The sequence below is a fragment of the Pseudomonas sp. AC255 genome, from assembly GCF_979258175.1.
In genome coordinates, this window is sequence record NZ_OZ409841.1 from 5136372 (window position 1) to 5151114 (window position 14743).

General features: G+C 60.9%; 12 protein-coding genes and 1 pseudogene. All 13 read right to left on the reverse strand.

From position 1 onward, the window contains the following. Positions 1-304: 304 nt before the first annotated feature. The 13 genes and pseudogenes from ACZZ0K_RS23155 to ACZZ0K_RS23215 all read right to left on the reverse strand — a co-directional run bounded on the left by ACZZ0K_RS23155 (position 305) and on the right by ACZZ0K_RS23215 (position 14626). Positions 305-586 carry a type II toxin-antitoxin system RelE family toxin gene (locus ACZZ0K_RS23155; RefSeq protein WP_252877214.1) on the reverse strand — a complete coding sequence of 94 codons (282 nt, stop codon included), beginning with the start codon at positions 584-586 and terminating at the stop codon, positions 305-307. Further along, positions 576-819 (reverse strand): annotated as a pseudogene (locus ACZZ0K_RS23160) (type II toxin-antitoxin system Phd/YefM family antitoxin). The gene ACZZ0K_RS23155 and the pseudogene ACZZ0K_RS23160 overlap by 11 nt, the downstream one beginning before the upstream one ends. Before the next feature lie 89 nt (positions 820-908). Continuing rightward, on the reverse strand, positions 909-1154 hold the full coding sequence (locus tag ACZZ0K_RS23165) for a DUF2789 domain-containing protein (RefSeq protein ID WP_252885116.1): 246 nt from the start codon (positions 1152-1154) through the stop codon (positions 909-911). A gap of 78 nt (positions 1155-1232) precedes the next feature. Then, on the reverse strand, positions 1233-2828 hold the full coding sequence (locus tag ACZZ0K_RS23170) for an efflux transporter outer membrane subunit (RefSeq protein ID WP_258707425.1): 1596 nt from the start codon (positions 2826-2828) through the stop codon (positions 1233-1235). Next, positions 2825-3892 carry an HlyD family secretion protein gene (locus tag ACZZ0K_RS23175; protein ID WP_150637840.1) on the reverse strand — a complete coding sequence of 356 codons (1068 nt, stop codon included), beginning with the start codon at positions 3890-3892 and terminating at the stop codon, positions 2825-2827. Before ACZZ0K_RS23175 ends, ACZZ0K_RS23170 begins: the two co-directional genes overlap by 4 nt. 27 nt (positions 3893-3919) lie before the next feature. Continuing rightward, on the reverse strand, positions 3920-5458 hold the full coding sequence (locus tag ACZZ0K_RS23180) for an MFS transporter (protein ID WP_258707424.1): 1539 nt from the start codon (positions 5456-5458) through the stop codon (positions 3920-3922). 223 nt (positions 5459-5681) lie between these two features. Next, positions 5682-6599 (reverse strand): LysR family transcriptional regulator, encoded by a 918-nt coding sequence (locus ACZZ0K_RS23185; RefSeq protein WP_016772273.1) that lies wholly within the window; start codon positions 6597-6599, stop codon positions 5682-5684. 132 nt (positions 6600-6731) lie between these two features. Beyond that, the gene (locus tag ACZZ0K_RS23190) at positions 6732-7598 is read right to left on the reverse strand and encodes an ABC transporter permease (RefSeq protein ID WP_041477414.1); all 867 of its coding nucleotides are present in this window, start codon (positions 7596-7598) and stop codon (positions 6732-6734) included. A gap of 20 nt (positions 7599-7618) precedes the next feature. Next, positions 7619-8479: an ABC transporter ATP-binding protein gene (locus tag ACZZ0K_RS23195; protein ID WP_236168265.1), complete on the reverse strand. Its 861-nt coding sequence runs from the start codon at positions 8477-8479 to the stop codon at positions 7619-7621. Positions 8480-8496: 17 nt separating this feature from the next. Then, a complete protein-coding gene (locus ACZZ0K_RS23200; protein ID WP_130928977.1) occupies positions 8497-9393 on the reverse strand; it encodes a TauD/TfdA dioxygenase family protein in 897 nt (298 codons plus the stop codon). A 333-nt stretch (positions 9394-9726) separates the two neighbouring features. Then, positions 9727-11094, reverse strand: a complete 1368-nt coding sequence (locus ACZZ0K_RS23205) for an HlyD family type I secretion periplasmic adaptor subunit (protein ID WP_024011116.1) — start codon at positions 11092-11094, stop codon at positions 9727-9729. Beyond that, entirely contained in the window at positions 11084-13240 is a 2157-nt protein-coding gene (locus ACZZ0K_RS23210) for a type I secretion system permease/ATPase (RefSeq protein ID WP_051600365.1), read from the reverse strand. Before ACZZ0K_RS23210 ends, ACZZ0K_RS23205 begins: the two co-directional genes overlap by 11 nt. Positions 13241-13273: 33 nt before the next feature. After that, a complete protein-coding gene (locus ACZZ0K_RS23215; protein WP_095181152.1) occupies positions 13274-14626 on the reverse strand; it encodes a TolC family outer membrane protein in 1353 nt (450 codons plus the stop codon). Positions 14627-14743: the final 117 nt, after the last annotated feature.

A 14743-nucleotide genomic window follows, 5' to 3' on the forward strand; every position in this document is an offset into this window, starting at 1 on the left:
TCAATATCGCATTGGAGGGGAATTTCAGTCAAGTTTTGAAACAAATCTCCCTACGCTTGGCCGAGGCGTACCACGAGTTGGATTTGTAATTTTTCGAAGAAAAAATCTAATGCGACGGACAAAACGAAATTTTTTTTACAGTAAGGAGGTTTTTTTACATCTGAGCCTTTTCGCGCAATTTTTTTTACATGCTGCGCCTCATGCCAGACGATACATCAACTGATCCCACACTTTGGTGGCCCAGTCCGGTCACTCAAGAATCTCATCGACAAACATCGGCCACTTGAATAAAGCGGGGGCTCGTTCAACGGTTCCTGGCAGCATCGTAAACGCTGCTGCGTTCGCGCTTGCCAACCGCTAGCACGGAAACCACGACTCGTTCGTCGATGACTTGGTAAACCAATCGATATCCCGAGGCTTTGAGTTTGATTTTGTAGCAGTCGGGCATGCCGTGGAGTGCGTCAGCCGGGATTCTGGGAAGCTTCAGCCTCTCACCCAGCTTCTTTTTGAACTGCTCCCGCAACGTATGACCCAGCTTGTTCCACTCTTTGTGCGCAGACGGCAGAAACTCAAGCTTATAAGTCATCCAGGCTTACCGAAATGGGCGTTTCGTGGAGGCGGGAACGAACAATGTCAGCCAGCTCAAGATCATCAAGCCGCTCCATCATTGCTTCATAAACTTCGGCCGGCACCATATAGCCCATGACGCGATTGTGGTTGAGGACAGCGACGGCCCCCATGTGCACCGTTCAACACGGCAGTAGGATTTTTCTTCAGTTCAGAGACACTGACAGCCATATCGGCGAGAACGCTTTGCATAATAAGGACCTCAAATTAGGACGTGATTTTGGTCTATTTATGCCATGTGGACAACTGTGGCGTTCAACGAGGATACAACTTCGCGATGATCACCCCACCCGCCCCTTGCGCAACATCACATTCAACTGATCCACCACTTCCGCCCAATCCGCATCATCCAGAATCTCCTCGCGCAGAAACTGCGCCTGACCTGCCGTCCAGAAAAACGCGTCAGCCAGATGCAATTCCGGTTTGAGCGGCGAATGGCTGGCGATGAATTTGTCGATGCCGGTCGGATCGTCTTCGAGGCCGAGTTGTTTGAACAGGGCCGGTAGGCTGTGCTGCGGATTTTCCATGATGCAACTCCTCTGCAATTCAGGTCCGGCGTTGCGCCGTTTGCTGCAATGGAGTTGATCATAGCTGGCGCTGCGGGTTCAGGGTCTGGCGACGTCAGGTGAGCCTGCGGCCAGTTGCGCTGCCGGATAGACCGACTGCCATCCACCGCCAAGCGCCTTGTACAAACCGACCATCGCCAGTGACACGCCGGTCGAGCTTTCTACCCATTGCTCCTGCGTGGCGAGCAAGGCGCTCTGCACGGTGAGGACGTTGACGAAATCGACCACGCCTTCGACGTATTGCTGTTGCGCGGTGCGCAGGGCGATCTGGTTCTGGCGCACGGCTTCGGCGAGGCTGTCGCGCCGGCGCTGGCTGGCGTTGTAGGCGGTCAGCTGGTCGTCGATTTCATGCCAGGCACGCAGCACAGTCTGCTGGTAGGCGATGGCCGCTTCTTGTTGCTGGGCTTCGCGCAGTTGCAGCATGCCGCGCAAGCGACCGCCGTCGAACAACGGCAAGCTGAATTGCGGGCCGATGGCAAAGGCACGCGAGCCCCATGAACCGAAATCGCTCAGCTGCATGGCCTGTGAACCGAGGTTGCCGGACAGGGTGATGCGCGGATAGAAATCGCCCTTGGCCACGCCGATGTTGGCGGTGGCGGCGTGCAGACGCGCTTCGGCCTGGCGGATATCGGGGCGGCGTTCGGCCAATTGCGACGGCAGGCCGATGGCGACTTGCAGTGGCGACTGCGGTACTGCCGCGTCTGTGGATAACGTTTGAGCGAGAGTTTGCGGTGGCTCGCCCATCAACAGACTGATCGCGTTGATCAGTTGCGCCTGACGCTGCTCGAGCGCCGGCAGCCGTGCCTCGATGGCGGCGACTTGCGCGGCGGCTTCGGCGACGTCCAGGTCGGTCGCCACGCCATCGGCCAGCCGCAGCTGCGAGAGTTTCAGGCTGTGGCGAGCGACGTCGAGGTTCTGCTCGGTGACGGCGCGGGTGTTCTGCACGCCGCGCAGCTGAATGTAGTTTTGCGCGGTGTCGGCGAGCACGGTCAGCAGTACGTCACGACGGTCGTTTTCTGCCACTTCGAGATTGGCATCAGCGGCTTCGGTTTCACGGCGCACGCGGCCCCAGAAGTCCAGTTCCCATGACGCCGAGAAGCCGGCATCCCACAGGTTGAAAGCCTCATCGCCGTTATTTCCCGATGGATCGTTCAAGCCTTTGCCACTGTTGCGTTTACGTGCGTAGCTGCCGGTGGCGGCGCTGTTCGGATAACGCTCGGCGGTGATCACCTGGCGCGCGGCGCGGCTTTGTTGCAGGCGGCTGCTGGCCAGTTGCAGGTCGAGGTTGCTGTTCAGCGCGCGCTGGGTGAGCGCGGAAAGTTGCGGGTCGTGGAAGGTTTCCCACCAGCGTTCGTTCAGGGGTTCGCTGACGGCCTGGCTCGGGGCGGATTGGCTCGGTTTGGCCCAGTCGGCAGGCTGCCTGGTTTCGGGTTTCTGAAAGTCCGGGCCGACGGTGCAGGCGCTGAGGCTGACTGCAAGCAAGGCACTCAGGGTGAGCTGCTGCCTATGCCGCCATCGCTGGCAAGCCAGCTCCCACAAGGATTGTGCAGGTTGTGCAAAATGGTTCAGCCTGCCAATGACCCCTGTGGGAGCTGGCTTGCCAGCGATGAGGCCAACCGATTTAACACCGATCATCGCTGCGTCACCTCGCGCCCGGACGCCTTCGAGCTGGCGGTATCAATACTCGCCTCGACCGACATCCCCACCCGCAAGCGCTCGGCCAGTGGCTGGCCCGGTTCCAGCATGATCTTCACCGGAATCCGCTGCACCACTTTGGTGAAGTTACCGGTGGCGTTATCCGGTTTCACCGCAGCGAAGGTCACGCCGGTCGCTGGCGCAATGCTCTCGACGCGGCCGGTCAGGGCTTCGCCGCCCAAGCTGTCGACCCGCACTTGCACATCCTGACCCGGCTGCACGTCGGTCAACTGGGTTTCCTGAAAATTGGCGACCACATAAGCCTGCTGCAACGGCACCACCGCCAGCAGTTTGCTGCCCGGGGTGACGTAGGCACCGACACGCACCGCGCGCTCGCCGATCATGCCGTCCTGCGGCGCGGTAATGCGCGTGTAAGAGAGGTTGAAACTGGCGATTTCCAGTGCCGCCTGCGCGTGTTTCAGATTGCCTTCAGCGGCGTTGCGCTGGGCAGTGAGGATTTCGACTTGTTTGCGTTCGGCCGCCAGTTTCGCCGTCGCGGTGTCGAGGCGCGCCGAAGCCTGATCAATGCGCGTGCGCGCCTGCTGCGCGTTCTGCACGGTGCCGGCACCGACTCCGGCGAGATGGTTGTAGCGGTTCAGTTCCTGCTGCGCAAAAGCCATTTGCGCTTTGGCCGAGACCACGGTGGCCTGCGCCTGAGCGATCAGCGACGCCTGCCGCTCAAGGGTCGCATTGGCGTTCTGCAATTGCGCCCGCGCGACCAGGGTTTGCGCGTCCGCCGCTTCCGCCGCTGCGCGCAAATCACGGTCATCGATCAGCGCCAACAATTGCCCGGCCTTGACCTGCTGGTTGTCTTCGACCAGCACCTGCTTGATGAACCCGGCCACGCGCGGCACCACCAGCGTGTAGTCGGCGGAGACGAAGGCGTCATTGGTGGTTTGCTCGGTGCGTTGGCCGAACAGCCCGGGCATCGCCAGGTACACCAGCACGCCCACCGCCAGCGCGGCAGCCACGGCCACCGCGAGTTTTTGCTTGGATTGAGTCATAAAAAACCTTCAGTTTCAGTACAGCGATCAGGTCGGCGCGCGCGGCGGATAAATCCGCGTCGGCAGCCAGAAAATCAGCAGGATCAACGCCACGGCGACGCCGGCCATGCACACGTAGAGATCGGCCGAAGTCAGCACCACCGCCTGCTCGTGCACGCGGTGAGCGAGGCCCGGATCGCTGTGATCGGCCAGCGGCGAATTGCCCAGGCTGTCGACCAACATGGTCGAATGGAAATGCAGGCGCGCGGTGGTCAGCGCTTCGATCACGCCGGTGGCGACCACTGCGGCGAGACCTTTGACGGTGTTGAACCACGCCGACGCGAACGGGCCTTCCATCGGCGTGATACTGCCGGTCGACAACATCAGCAGCGGCAACACCGCCATCGGCTGGCCGAAAATCTGCAGCCATTGCAGAACGTAGAAATCATCGCGAATCCACGCCGAAGTCAGGTGTGAACCGCCGAGGCAGGACAGCGCGAGCATGCTCAGACCAATGCCAAGCACCCAGCGGCAATCGACCCAGCGCAAGTTGCATAGCGCCGCCACCAATGGCAGCGCGATCAACTGCGGCAGCGCGGCAATGAGCATGATCGGCGCGGTTTGCGCCGGACGATAACCCTGCACCTGGGCCAGATAACTCGACGGAATCAACACCACCGCCAGCAGCACGATCAGCACCCCGGCGAGGGTGATCAGGGCGAACAGCAGGTTGCGGATGCCGAGCATCTGCAGCTTGAAAAACGGAATCGGCTGCGACCATTCATTGATCATAAAAGCCACCAGCAGCAGCGAACCGGCACCGAGTAATCCACAGATCAGATTCGACTCGAACCAGTCCAGTCGATTGCCCTGCAACAGACCGATCACCAGCATGCAGATCGCTGGAAAGCCCAGCAGCAGGCCTTTCCAGTTGAACGACTTGAGACGCTCCAAGCGCAGCGGATCCTGGGGCAATCCGTAAGCCACTGCGGCCATGGCGATCAGGCACGGCACGATGATCTGCCAGAAGGTCCATTGCCAGCCGACGTATTCAGTCCACAGACCGGCCAGCGGCGTGCCGAGTCCCGGGCCGAAAGTCGCGGTCAGTGCGTAGCCGGCCAGTCCGTACAGTTTGATGTTCGCCGGGAGAAAGCGCAGCGCGACGGTCATCAGCATCGGCGGCAATGCACCGCCGGCGAGACCTTGGAGGATGCGCATCAGCAGCAGACTTTCGTAGTTCGGGGCGAACGGGCACAGCACGCCGAGCAAGGTAAACAGGCCGATGGCGCAGAGGGTGAAGCGACGCAGCGAGAAGGTCACCGAGCACCAAGGCGCGAAGGCCATGGCCGCGACCGACGTGGCCGTGTAGCTGGCGACCAGCCAGGTGCCTTCGTCGTAGCCAATGTGCAGCGCGCCGCGAATGTCGGCGAGTGCGACTTTGGTGACCATCTCGTTGAGGCCCGAGACCAGCACGGCCAACAGCACGCCGACCAGACCAATGATGATCCGCGCCCCGAACAGCGGTGGCGCAGCCGCCGTCGCCGGGCTGGTCGCGGCGAGGGGCGCCGTGACCGTCAGGGATGTCATGAATGAAAAGCTCCGGGGTGAAATACCGGAGCATTTTAGTGGGGCTTGATGCTGACGAAAATTGACTTATTGGCAGGTTATAAGTGCATCAGACACAACGGTGAATGCCTATGTGGGAGCGAGCCTGCTCGCGAAAGCGGTGGACCAGCCGCCATTGAGGTGACTGACTCGACGCCTTCGCGAGCAGGCTCGCTCCCACAGGGATTCGATGGTGTCTGATGATTTACGGCTGTGCCGCCAGCCACGTTTCATCGCAGCAGGTCTTGAGGGTTTCGCGCAGCCAGCGGTGGGCCGGGTCCTTGTCGAAGCGCGGGTGCCAGGCCTGGGTCAGCATCAGCATGGGCAGCGGAATCGGCAGGTCGAATGAACGCAGTTTCAGGCCCAGCCGCCGCACGCTGAGCAGGGCTTCTTTAGGCACCGGCAGGATCAGGTCGGAGTCCGGCAGGGCAAACATCGCCGCATGGAAACTCGGCGCGATCACCGCCACTCGACGCTCCAGCCCCAACGCATTCAACGCCGTGTCGATCGGGCCGCGAGCGATGCCACGGCGCGACATGCTGATATGGGAAAAACCGGCGTAGCGCTCGGCAGTGATTTCGCCGTCGAGCAAAGGATGGTTCTCCCGCACCAAGCCGACGAAATGCGTGGAGAACAGGTTCTGTACCTTAACCTCCGGCGTGAGCGGTCGGGTGTTGCTGACGCTCAGATCGATGCGCCCTTCGCGCAGCGCTTCATCGTCGCCATCGCCTTCCGGGACGAAGCGCAATTCGCAATGCGGGGCGAGTTGGTCGAGGGTGTCGAACAGCTTGCCGCCGTAAACGCCGACGAAGAAATCATTGGCGCGAATGCTGAAACGTCGACGCAAGGTGCCTAGCTCGACGCTGTCGGCGGAACGAAACAGCAGCGCCGCCTGCTCGACCACGTCGCGCACCTGTTCGCGCAGTTCGAGGGCTTTGGGGGTCGGCACCAGACCACGCCCGGCGCGCACCAGAATCGGATCGCCGATGGCTTCGCGAATTCGCGTCAGCGTGCGGCTCATGGCCGCCGGGCTGAGGTTCATCCGCCGCGCCGCACCGACCACACTGCCCTCGTCGAGCAAGGCATCGAGGGCGACCAGAAGGTTCATGTCCGGGAGTTGCATGCTGAGCACTCTTGGCTGATCTGGATTAATCCAGGCGCAATGCTAGCAGATCAAAGATCGCAGCCTGCGGCAGCTCCTACCGGGGATGGTTTTCCCATGTAGGAGCTGCCGCAGGCTGCGATCTTTTTCAGGTCAGCGCTGCATACCCCAGCGCTTGACGGTCACCCGCTCAAGGGTGGCAAACACCAGATTCTCCACCAACAGGCCAATCAGGATCACCACCGCCAACCCGGCAAACACCTTGTCGGTGTACAGCTCATTGCGATTCTGGAAGATGTACCAGCCCAGCCCGCCCTTGCCGCTGGTCGCGCCAAACACCAGTTCGGCAGCGATCAAGGTGCGCCAGGCAAACGCCCAGCCAATCTTCAAACCGGCGAGAATCGACGGGAGTGCCGCCGGGATCAGGATGAACAACACAAGGCGCAAACCCTTGAGGCCATAGTTGCGCCCGGCCATGCGCAGCGTCTCGGACACACCGAGAAATCCGGCATAGGTGTTCAGCGCCAACGCCCACAACACTGAATGCACCAGCACGAAAATCAGACTGTTCTGCCCCAAGCCGAACCAGAGCAGCGCCAGCGGCAACAGGGCGATCGCCGGCAACGGGTTGAACATCGAAGTCATGGTGCTGAGCAGATCACGTCCCAACTGGGTCGAGACCGCCAATGTCGTCAGGGCAAAGGCGAGGACAATGCCGATCAGGTAGCCCTTGATCAGCACCACCAGGGAGATCCACACCTTGGCCAGCAACTCGCCACTGAGCAGCCCGTCGAACAGGGCCTGCGCGGTTTGCAGAAAACTCGGCAGCATCAGGTCATTGTTCTGAATCCGCGCGACCACCTCCCAGATGATCGCCAGCACGATCAGGATCAGGCTTTTGCGCAGCCAGCCCTGTTGCCACAGGCGTGTGCCGAGCGGCAATTCGCGCTCGACCGGCACTGCGGTCAGCGGCTCGAGCACGGTTTCGAATTCTTCACGCACGGATGATGAATGGCTCATCGGGTAGTCCTCCTGGCCGCTCAATAGGCGATGCGAACATCGTTGAAGTCGTGATCACATTCGGTCTCCGGCGCCTGGCCCTCATCGAACAGCAGACGATGAATGCGCCGCGCCGACGCCTGAAACGCCACGCCGCCGAGGCTGTGCAGATCGTATTGATGGCTGTGCACTTCGGCGCGCACCCGGCCCGGATGTGGCGACAACAAGAGGATGCGATTGCCCACCACCAGGGCTTCTTCAATCGAATGGGTGACGAACAACAAGGTGAAGCGCACCTCTTCCCAGAGCAGCAGCAACTCTTCCTGCATCTTGCGGCGGGTCAACGCATCGAGTGCAGCGAAGGGTTCGTCCATCAAAAGAATTTTCGGCTGCATGGCCAAAGCCCGGGCGATCGCCACCCGCGCCTTCATGCCGCCGGACAAGGTGTGTGGATAGGCGTCGGCAAACGCCGCCAGGCCGACCTTTTCCAGATAGTGCAGCGCGCGTTCTTCGGCGTCTTTCTTGCTCAAGGTGCGCGAGGCCAGCAGCGGGAACATCACGTTCTGCTTAACGGTTTTCCACGGCGGCAACTGGTCGAATTCCTGAAACACCACAATGCGATCCGGCCCCGGCGCATCAACGCGCTGGCCTTGCAGGCGGATCTCGCCTTCGCAGGGCTGGATGAATCCGGCGACCGCTTTGAGCAAGGTCGATTTACCGCAACCGGACGGGCCGAGCAGGACGAAACGATCAGCCGGGTCGACGGCGAAACTGACTTGATGGGTGGCGCGCACCACGCGTTGCGGCGTGCGGTATTCGAGGCTGACGTGATCGACGGCCAGCAACGCTTCGCTGTGGGCGATCGGGTTGCTGGCCGCGTGGCCTGGCAAAGGGGCGTTCATGGTCGATCTCCGGCAAATCAGAAAGGCGCATCGCCCTGAATGGTCGTGCGATACAGCTTGCGGCGCAGGTGCGCAGGACAGCCGGCGGCGAGATGGATCAGCGAACGGTTGTCCCAGAACACCAGATCATGCGGCTCCCATTGATGGCGGTAGATATTTTGCGGCAGCACGCTGTGAGCGAAGAGTTCGCCGAGCAGCTGACGACTTTCGTCTTCCGGCAGACCGACGATGCGCGTGGTGAAGCCTTCGCTGACGAACAAGGCTTTGCGGCCGTTTTCCGGATGGGTGCGCACCACCGGATGCACCACTTCGGCGACCTGAGCCAGTTGTTCCGGGGTCAGGGTCGGGCGCCAGTTACCTTCGAACTTGGTTTCGCTGTAGCGCGCGGTATAGGAATGCGCAGCGGAACGTCCTTCGACCGCAGTGCGCAAGGCAGCGGGCAAGTCGTCCCAGGCTTTGTGCATGTCGGCGAACAGCGTGTCGCCGCCCTCGGCGGGCAGCTCTTGGGCGTGCAGCATCGAGCCGAGACTTGGCAGCTCTTTATAGGAGAGATCGGAATGCCAGAACTTGCCGGCGTCACCGAGACCGATGTTCTGGCCGTTCTCGATAATGTTGGAAACGATGAGGATTTCCGGGTGATTGGCCAGCAGGAACTGCTTGAGCACATGGATCTGCAACACGCCGAAGCGACGGCTGAAATCGATTTGCTGTTGCGGGGTGATCTGCTGATCGCGAAAGACCACGACGTGGTGATCCAGGTGCGCGCGGTGAATGCGCGCGAAGTCCTGATCATTGACCGGCCGGCGCAGGTCGAGGCCAACGATCTCGGCGCCGACGGCACCGCTGAAGGGGCGAATTTCGAAGATTTGCGGCGCGGCAGTTGCGGCGCTTTCGGTGGCAGTAGCGGCGGACATCAATCATCTCCCACGCACGGCGCGCTCATGGCCGCGCTCGTCGATCAGACACTCACGCTGGATTGCGTGTCGGTTCAGGTCGTGCGGCGCGCCGATTGGTCGGCAGGTACGCAGATGGGTGACTTTATAGCTATAAGAATTGGAAATTAAATACCGTTAATGAATAACGATATGGCGATTGGTGAGGGGGTGGGTGACCATTTGTGTCACTTACCGACGGATATGTAGCGCTTCGGAGGACGCCTTCGCGAGCAGGCTCGCTCCCACAGTTGGAATGCAATCTCCTGTGGGAGCGAGCCTGCTCGCGAATAGGCCGTCACCAGCGCCGAAGATCTAGCGCTCGTGCAACGCCTCAGCCCGCGCGCGAATGATCGGCTTGAGCAAATAGCTCAACACCGATTTCTTGCCAGTGATGATATCCACCGAAGCGACCATCCCGGGAATGATCAGCAAAGGCTTTTCATCCGTGCCCAAGTGGCTGCGCTCGGTGCGTACCTTGATCACGTAATAAGTGGTTTTCTTGTCTTCGTCGGTGATGGTATCCGCACCGATCTGCTCCAGCTGTGCCTTCAGGCCGCCGTAAATCGTGTAGTCATAGGCGGTGAATTTGACGATCGCTTCCTGACCCGGATGCAGGAACGCGATGTCCTGCGGGCGGATCTTGGCTTCGACCAGCAGGGTGTCATCCAGCGGCACGATTTCGACCATGTCGCTGCCCGGCTGGATCACACCGCCGATAGTGTTGACCAGCAACTTGTTGACGATACCCCGCACGGGTGAGGTGACCAGCGTACGGCTGACGCGGTCTTCCAGCGCCTTGCCGGTGGCCTGGGCCTTGTTCAGATCGGTGCGCGCTTCGTTGAGTTGGGTCAGCGCTTCGCTGCGGAATTTGCCGCGGGTTTCGTCGATCTTGCGCTGCACTTCCTTGATCGCCGATTCGGCGCGCGGAATGGCGAGCGTGGTCGCGTCGAGCTGGCCACGGGTTTCCACTTCGGCACGCTTGAGGCGCAACACTTCCACCGGCGAGACCGCGCCCTGCGCCACCAGCGGCTCGGACATGTTGATTTCCTGACGCTGCAAGCCGAGCTGCTGACGGTACTGCGCCTGCTTGGAGCTGAACTCACGCAGCTCCTGCTGACGCTGGATCAACTGCTCCTGCAAGCCGCCGATTTCATCGTGTAATTGCTGACGGCGGCTGATGTACAGCGACTCTTCGCTTTTCGCCTGACCCGGCACGGCTTTGAGTACGTCCTCGGGGAAATTCAGCGGACGATCATCGACTTCCGCGCTCAGACGCTCGACCCGCAGCAGCATCGACAGGCGATCGGCCTCGGTTTCGCCGACGTTGGAGGCAAAACGTGTGTCGTCGAGACGAATCAGCGGCGCGCCGGCCTCGACGATCTGGCCTTCCTTGACGAACAGCTCGGAGACGATACCGCCCTCCAGGTTCTGGATTTTCTGGATCTTCGACGACGGAATCGCCTTGCCGTCGCCCTTGGTCACCTCGTCGATCACGGCGAAGTTGGCCCAGAGCATGAGGAACACGAAAAAGCCGATGATCGCCCAGATGGTCAGGCGCACGACGCGCGGGGCGTCTTCGATCAGCGCCTTGTTGACCTCCGGCAGCGGCTGACCCTGCAGCGAGGCAGAGCCCTTGAAGTAGCGACGGATCGACTCCTTGACACCGGATTTAAGCAACACTGATCTGCCCCTTCTTCAACGCTTCCATCACGGCGGCTTTCGGGCCGTCGGCGAGAATCTGCCCGCGATCGATCACCAGCAGGCGATCGACCAGCGACAACAGTGATGCCCGGTGCGTGACCAGCACCACGGTCTTGTTTTCAATCACTGCTGCGAGGCGTTGCTTGAGGCGCTCTTCGCCGGTGTTGTCCATCGCACTGGTTGGCTCATCCATCAGCAGAATCGGTGGATTGAGCAACAGCGCCCGGGCCAGGGCGACGTTCTGTCGTTGGCCGCCGGAGAGGTTCTGCCCGCGCTCGCCGACTTGCAGCTCGTAGCCTTGCGGGTGCAGACGGGCGAATTCGTGGACGCCGGCCAGTTCGGCGGCTTGCAGCACCAGCTCGTCTTCGACGTAACGCGCGCCGGACACCAGGTTGTCACGCAGGGTGCCGGACAGCAGCTGGATGTCCTGCGGCACGTAACCTATGTTGTAGCGCAGTTCGCTGACGTCGATCTGGCGGATGTCCACGCCGTCGACCAGCAAGGCACCGTCGTCCGGTTGATACAGGCCCACCAGCAGTTTCGCCAGCGAACTCTTGCCCGAACCGCTGCGGCCGATGATGCCGATCTTCTCGCCGGGACGGATGACCAGGTTGATGTTCTTCAGCGCCGGGTTCTGCTGGTCCGGGTAGGTGAAGCTGAGCTGACGGCATTCGATCGCACCCTGCAAAACCTTGCGGCTCAGCGGGCGCTCTTCGAAATTGCGCTCCTGCGGCAGCTCCATCATCTGGTCGACCGAAGTCATGGTCACCCGCGCCTGTTGATAGCGCGTGAGCAGGCCGGACAGCGACGCCAGCGGGCTCAGCGCACGACCACTGAGCATGTAGCAGGCAATCAGCCCGCCCATGCTCAGGTTGCCGGCGATGATCTGGTATACGCCGAAGACGATCATGATCACCCCGGCCAGTTGCTGGATCAGCAAGGTGATGTTCATCGCCAGACCGGAGAGCATTTTCACTCGCAGCTCTAGGCGGCTGAGGGTGCCGATGGTCTGCTCCCACTGATACTGGCGCTCGCTTTCGGCGTTGTTGACCTTGACCGCGTCCAGACCGGCGAGGGTTTCGATCAGGCTCGACTGGCGCTCGGCGCCCAGCGCCATGGTCCGTTCCATGGTCGCGATCAACGGCTTCTGCAAGGCGTAGCCGATCAGCAGGGCAATCGGGAAAGCCAGCACCGGAATCCACACCAGATGCCCGCCGAGAATGGCGATGACGATGAAAATCAGGATGGTGAACGGCAGGTCGATCAGGCTGGTCAGGGTCAGCGACGCGAGAAAGTCGCGCAGGCTCTGAAACTCATGGATGTTCTGGGCAAAGCTGCCGACCCGCGCCGGGCGGTATTTCATCGCCATGCCGACAATGCGCTCGAACAGCGTGGCGGAGATGATCAGGTCGGTTTTCTTCCCGGCCAGATCCAGGCACAGGCTGCGCAGGCTCTTGAGGATCAAGTCGAAGATGTAAGCGCCGGTGATGCCCAGCGCCAGCACCCACAGGGTTGCTTCGGCCTGGTTCGGTACTACGCGGTCGTAGACGTTCATCACGAACAGCGGTGCGGCCATGGCGATGATGTTGATCAGGAAACTGGCGGCGATCGCATCGGCATACAGCCAGCGCGAACGCTTGAGGGTGTCGCGAAACCAGGAGCGTGCACGCGGGATCAGCGTGCCGTGATTGACGTCGAATTTGTGCTGCGGCTGGGCGAAGAACACTTTGCCGGTGTAATCGTCGCTCAGCAGTTCGCGGCTGACCACCGATTCGCCGCCATCGCTTTCGCTGAGCAGCACTCGTGCTTCATTGTCGCCCTGCCAGCCGAGCAGAACGGCGCTGCGGCCATCCTTGAGCAGCAACAGCGCGGGCATGGCGATCGCCGGAATTTCTTCGAGTTTGCGCTGCAACACCCGCCCCTGCAGCCCGGCGCGAGCCGCTGCGCGCGGCAGCAACTCGACACTCAAACGTTGTTTGGGCAGCGGCAGGCCGGTGGTCAGCATCGCCGCGCTGGCAGGCTTCTGGTGCAGCATGCACAGGGCGAGCAGACCATCCAGCAACGGATCGTCATGCAACGCGCGTGGATCATGGCTGAGTTGAACTCGACTGACTTCTGATTCCACGCTCGACACTCTTTAACAGTTGGAAGGGATAACTCAGTTCATCCCAGGCAGCTGGACCTTGGGCTTCACGTCGTTCTGCACAACGGATGCCAACGGCGCGACCACTCCCTGGCTTTTGAGCAATTGGCCCATGGTCGCCTTGATTCGGTACTGAGTAAATAACTGAATGTTCTTGATTTCCGCCAGACGCCGCGAGGCGGTAAACAGTTCGTTTTCGCTGTCGAGCAAATCCAGCAGGGTGCGTTCGCCGAGGCTGAATTGACGCTGGTAGGCGGTACGCACCGAGGTGCTGCGATCGACGTACTGCTGAGCGATCGGCACTTGGGCGTTGGCATTGTTCAGCGCGTTCCAGGCGAGGCCGAGCTCTTCATTCAACTGACGCAGGGCGTTGTTGCGGATGTCCAGCGCCTGGTTGGCCAGGTACGACTTGGATTCCAGATCGGCCTTGTTGCTGCCGCCGGAATACAGGTTAAAACGCATGCGCAGCATGGCCTGCCATTCGTTGTTGTGGCCGTTCTGACCATCGAGATCGTTGTCGGCGGAGCGGCCCAATTCGGCGTCGAAACGCGGGTAGAAGGTCGATTTGGCGGTGGCGAACTGCTTCTCGGCAGCGGCGATGTCCGACTCGGCGGAACGCAGGATCGGGCTGTTTTCCAGCATTTGCGCGCGGGCTTCATTGAGGTTGGCCGGCATCATCGCCATGAACGGCGCCGGGCGCTCGAGCTGGTCGGGCATCTGGCCTACGGCGCTGAGGAAGTTGGTTTCCGCGTCGGCGAGGTTGGTCTGTTCGGTGATCAGGTTGTTGCGGGCCTGGGCCATGCGCGCTTCGGCCTGATCAAGGTCGGCACCGCTGCCGACGCCGCGCTGGGTGCGCAACTGGATCTGGTCGTAGATGCGCTGGTGGCTCTTGAGGTTCTCCTCGGCCAGACGCACGAATTCGCGACGGGTCAGCACGTCCAGATACACCTGGGCGACGGTCAGTGCAGTACGCTCGGAAGTGCCCAGCAGCGAGTAAGCACGCGAGCTGACGTTGGCTTGTTGACGCGCAACTTCGTTGGACGTCGCGAAACCGTCAAAAACCATTTGCGAGAGACGTAAACTTGACTCGCTGCGGTTCAACGTCTCCCAGTGATTGCTTCCACCGTTCGCTCGCGTGGTCACACTGTCAGTGCCTTCACGGCCATAACCGCCCAGCAGATCGACCTTGGGCAGGTATCCCCCTTTCGCAGCCTTTAACTGATAATCCGCCGCCAATCGACTGTTGACCCCCGCCTGAATCTCCGGATGGACATCCAGCGCCTGTTGCATGGCTTCTGGTAAGGATTGTGCTTGTACAAAAGAGGCGGCGAGAGCGAAGGGAGCGGCAAGGAGCAAAAGCGAACGCATGGTTGGAATTTTCCCGGAACTTCTTGTCTTGAATCACAGCAGAAACGTGGTGCTGCGTCGGATGATGGCAACCCGAAAGACCGTATGTCGGAAAGTTCAAAACAGGAACTGGATGAC

What these genes read in the sequence shown, in the direction of transcription:
- ACZZ0K_RS23175 (WP_150637840.1), bottom strand. Translation starts at nt 3,892, where the DNA reads ATGACTCAATCCAAGCAAAAACTCGCGGTGGCCGTGGCTGCCGCGCTG.
- ACZZ0K_RS23185 (WP_016772273.1), bottom strand. Translation starts at nt 6,599, where the DNA reads ATGCAACTCCCGGACATGAACCTTCTGGTCGCCCTCGATGCCTTGCTC.
- ACZZ0K_RS23155 (WP_252877214.1), bottom strand. Translation starts at nt 586, where the DNA reads ATGACTTATAAGCTTGAGTTTCTGCCGTCTGCGCACAAAGAGTGGAAC.
- ACZZ0K_RS23180 (WP_258707424.1), bottom strand. Translation starts at nt 5,458, where the DNA reads ATGACATCCCTGACGGTCACGGCGCCCCTCGCCGCGACCAGCCCGGCG.
- ACZZ0K_RS23190 (WP_041477414.1), bottom strand. Translation starts at nt 7,598, where the DNA reads ATGAGCCATTCATCATCCGTGCGTGAAGAATTCGAAACCGTGCTCGAG.
- ACZZ0K_RS23195 (WP_236168265.1), bottom strand. Translation starts at nt 8,479, where the DNA reads ATGAACGCCCCTTTGCCAGGCCACGCGGCCAGCAACCCGATCGCCCAC.
- ACZZ0K_RS23200 (WP_130928977.1), bottom strand. Translation starts at nt 9,393, where the DNA reads ATGTCCGCCGCTACTGCCACCGAAAGCGCCGCAACTGCCGCGCCGCAA.
- ACZZ0K_RS23215 (WP_095181152.1), bottom strand. Translation starts at nt 14,626, where the DNA reads ATGCGTTCGCTTTTGCTCCTTGCCGCTCCCTTCGCTCTCGCCGCCTCT.
- ACZZ0K_RS23165 (WP_252885116.1), bottom strand. Translation starts at nt 1,154, where the DNA reads ATGGAAAATCCGCAGCACAGCCTACCGGCCCTGTTCAAACAACTCGGC.
- ACZZ0K_RS23170 (WP_258707425.1), bottom strand. Translation starts at nt 2,828, where the DNA reads ATGATCGGTGTTAAATCGGTTGGCCTCATCGCTGGCAAGCCAGCTCCC.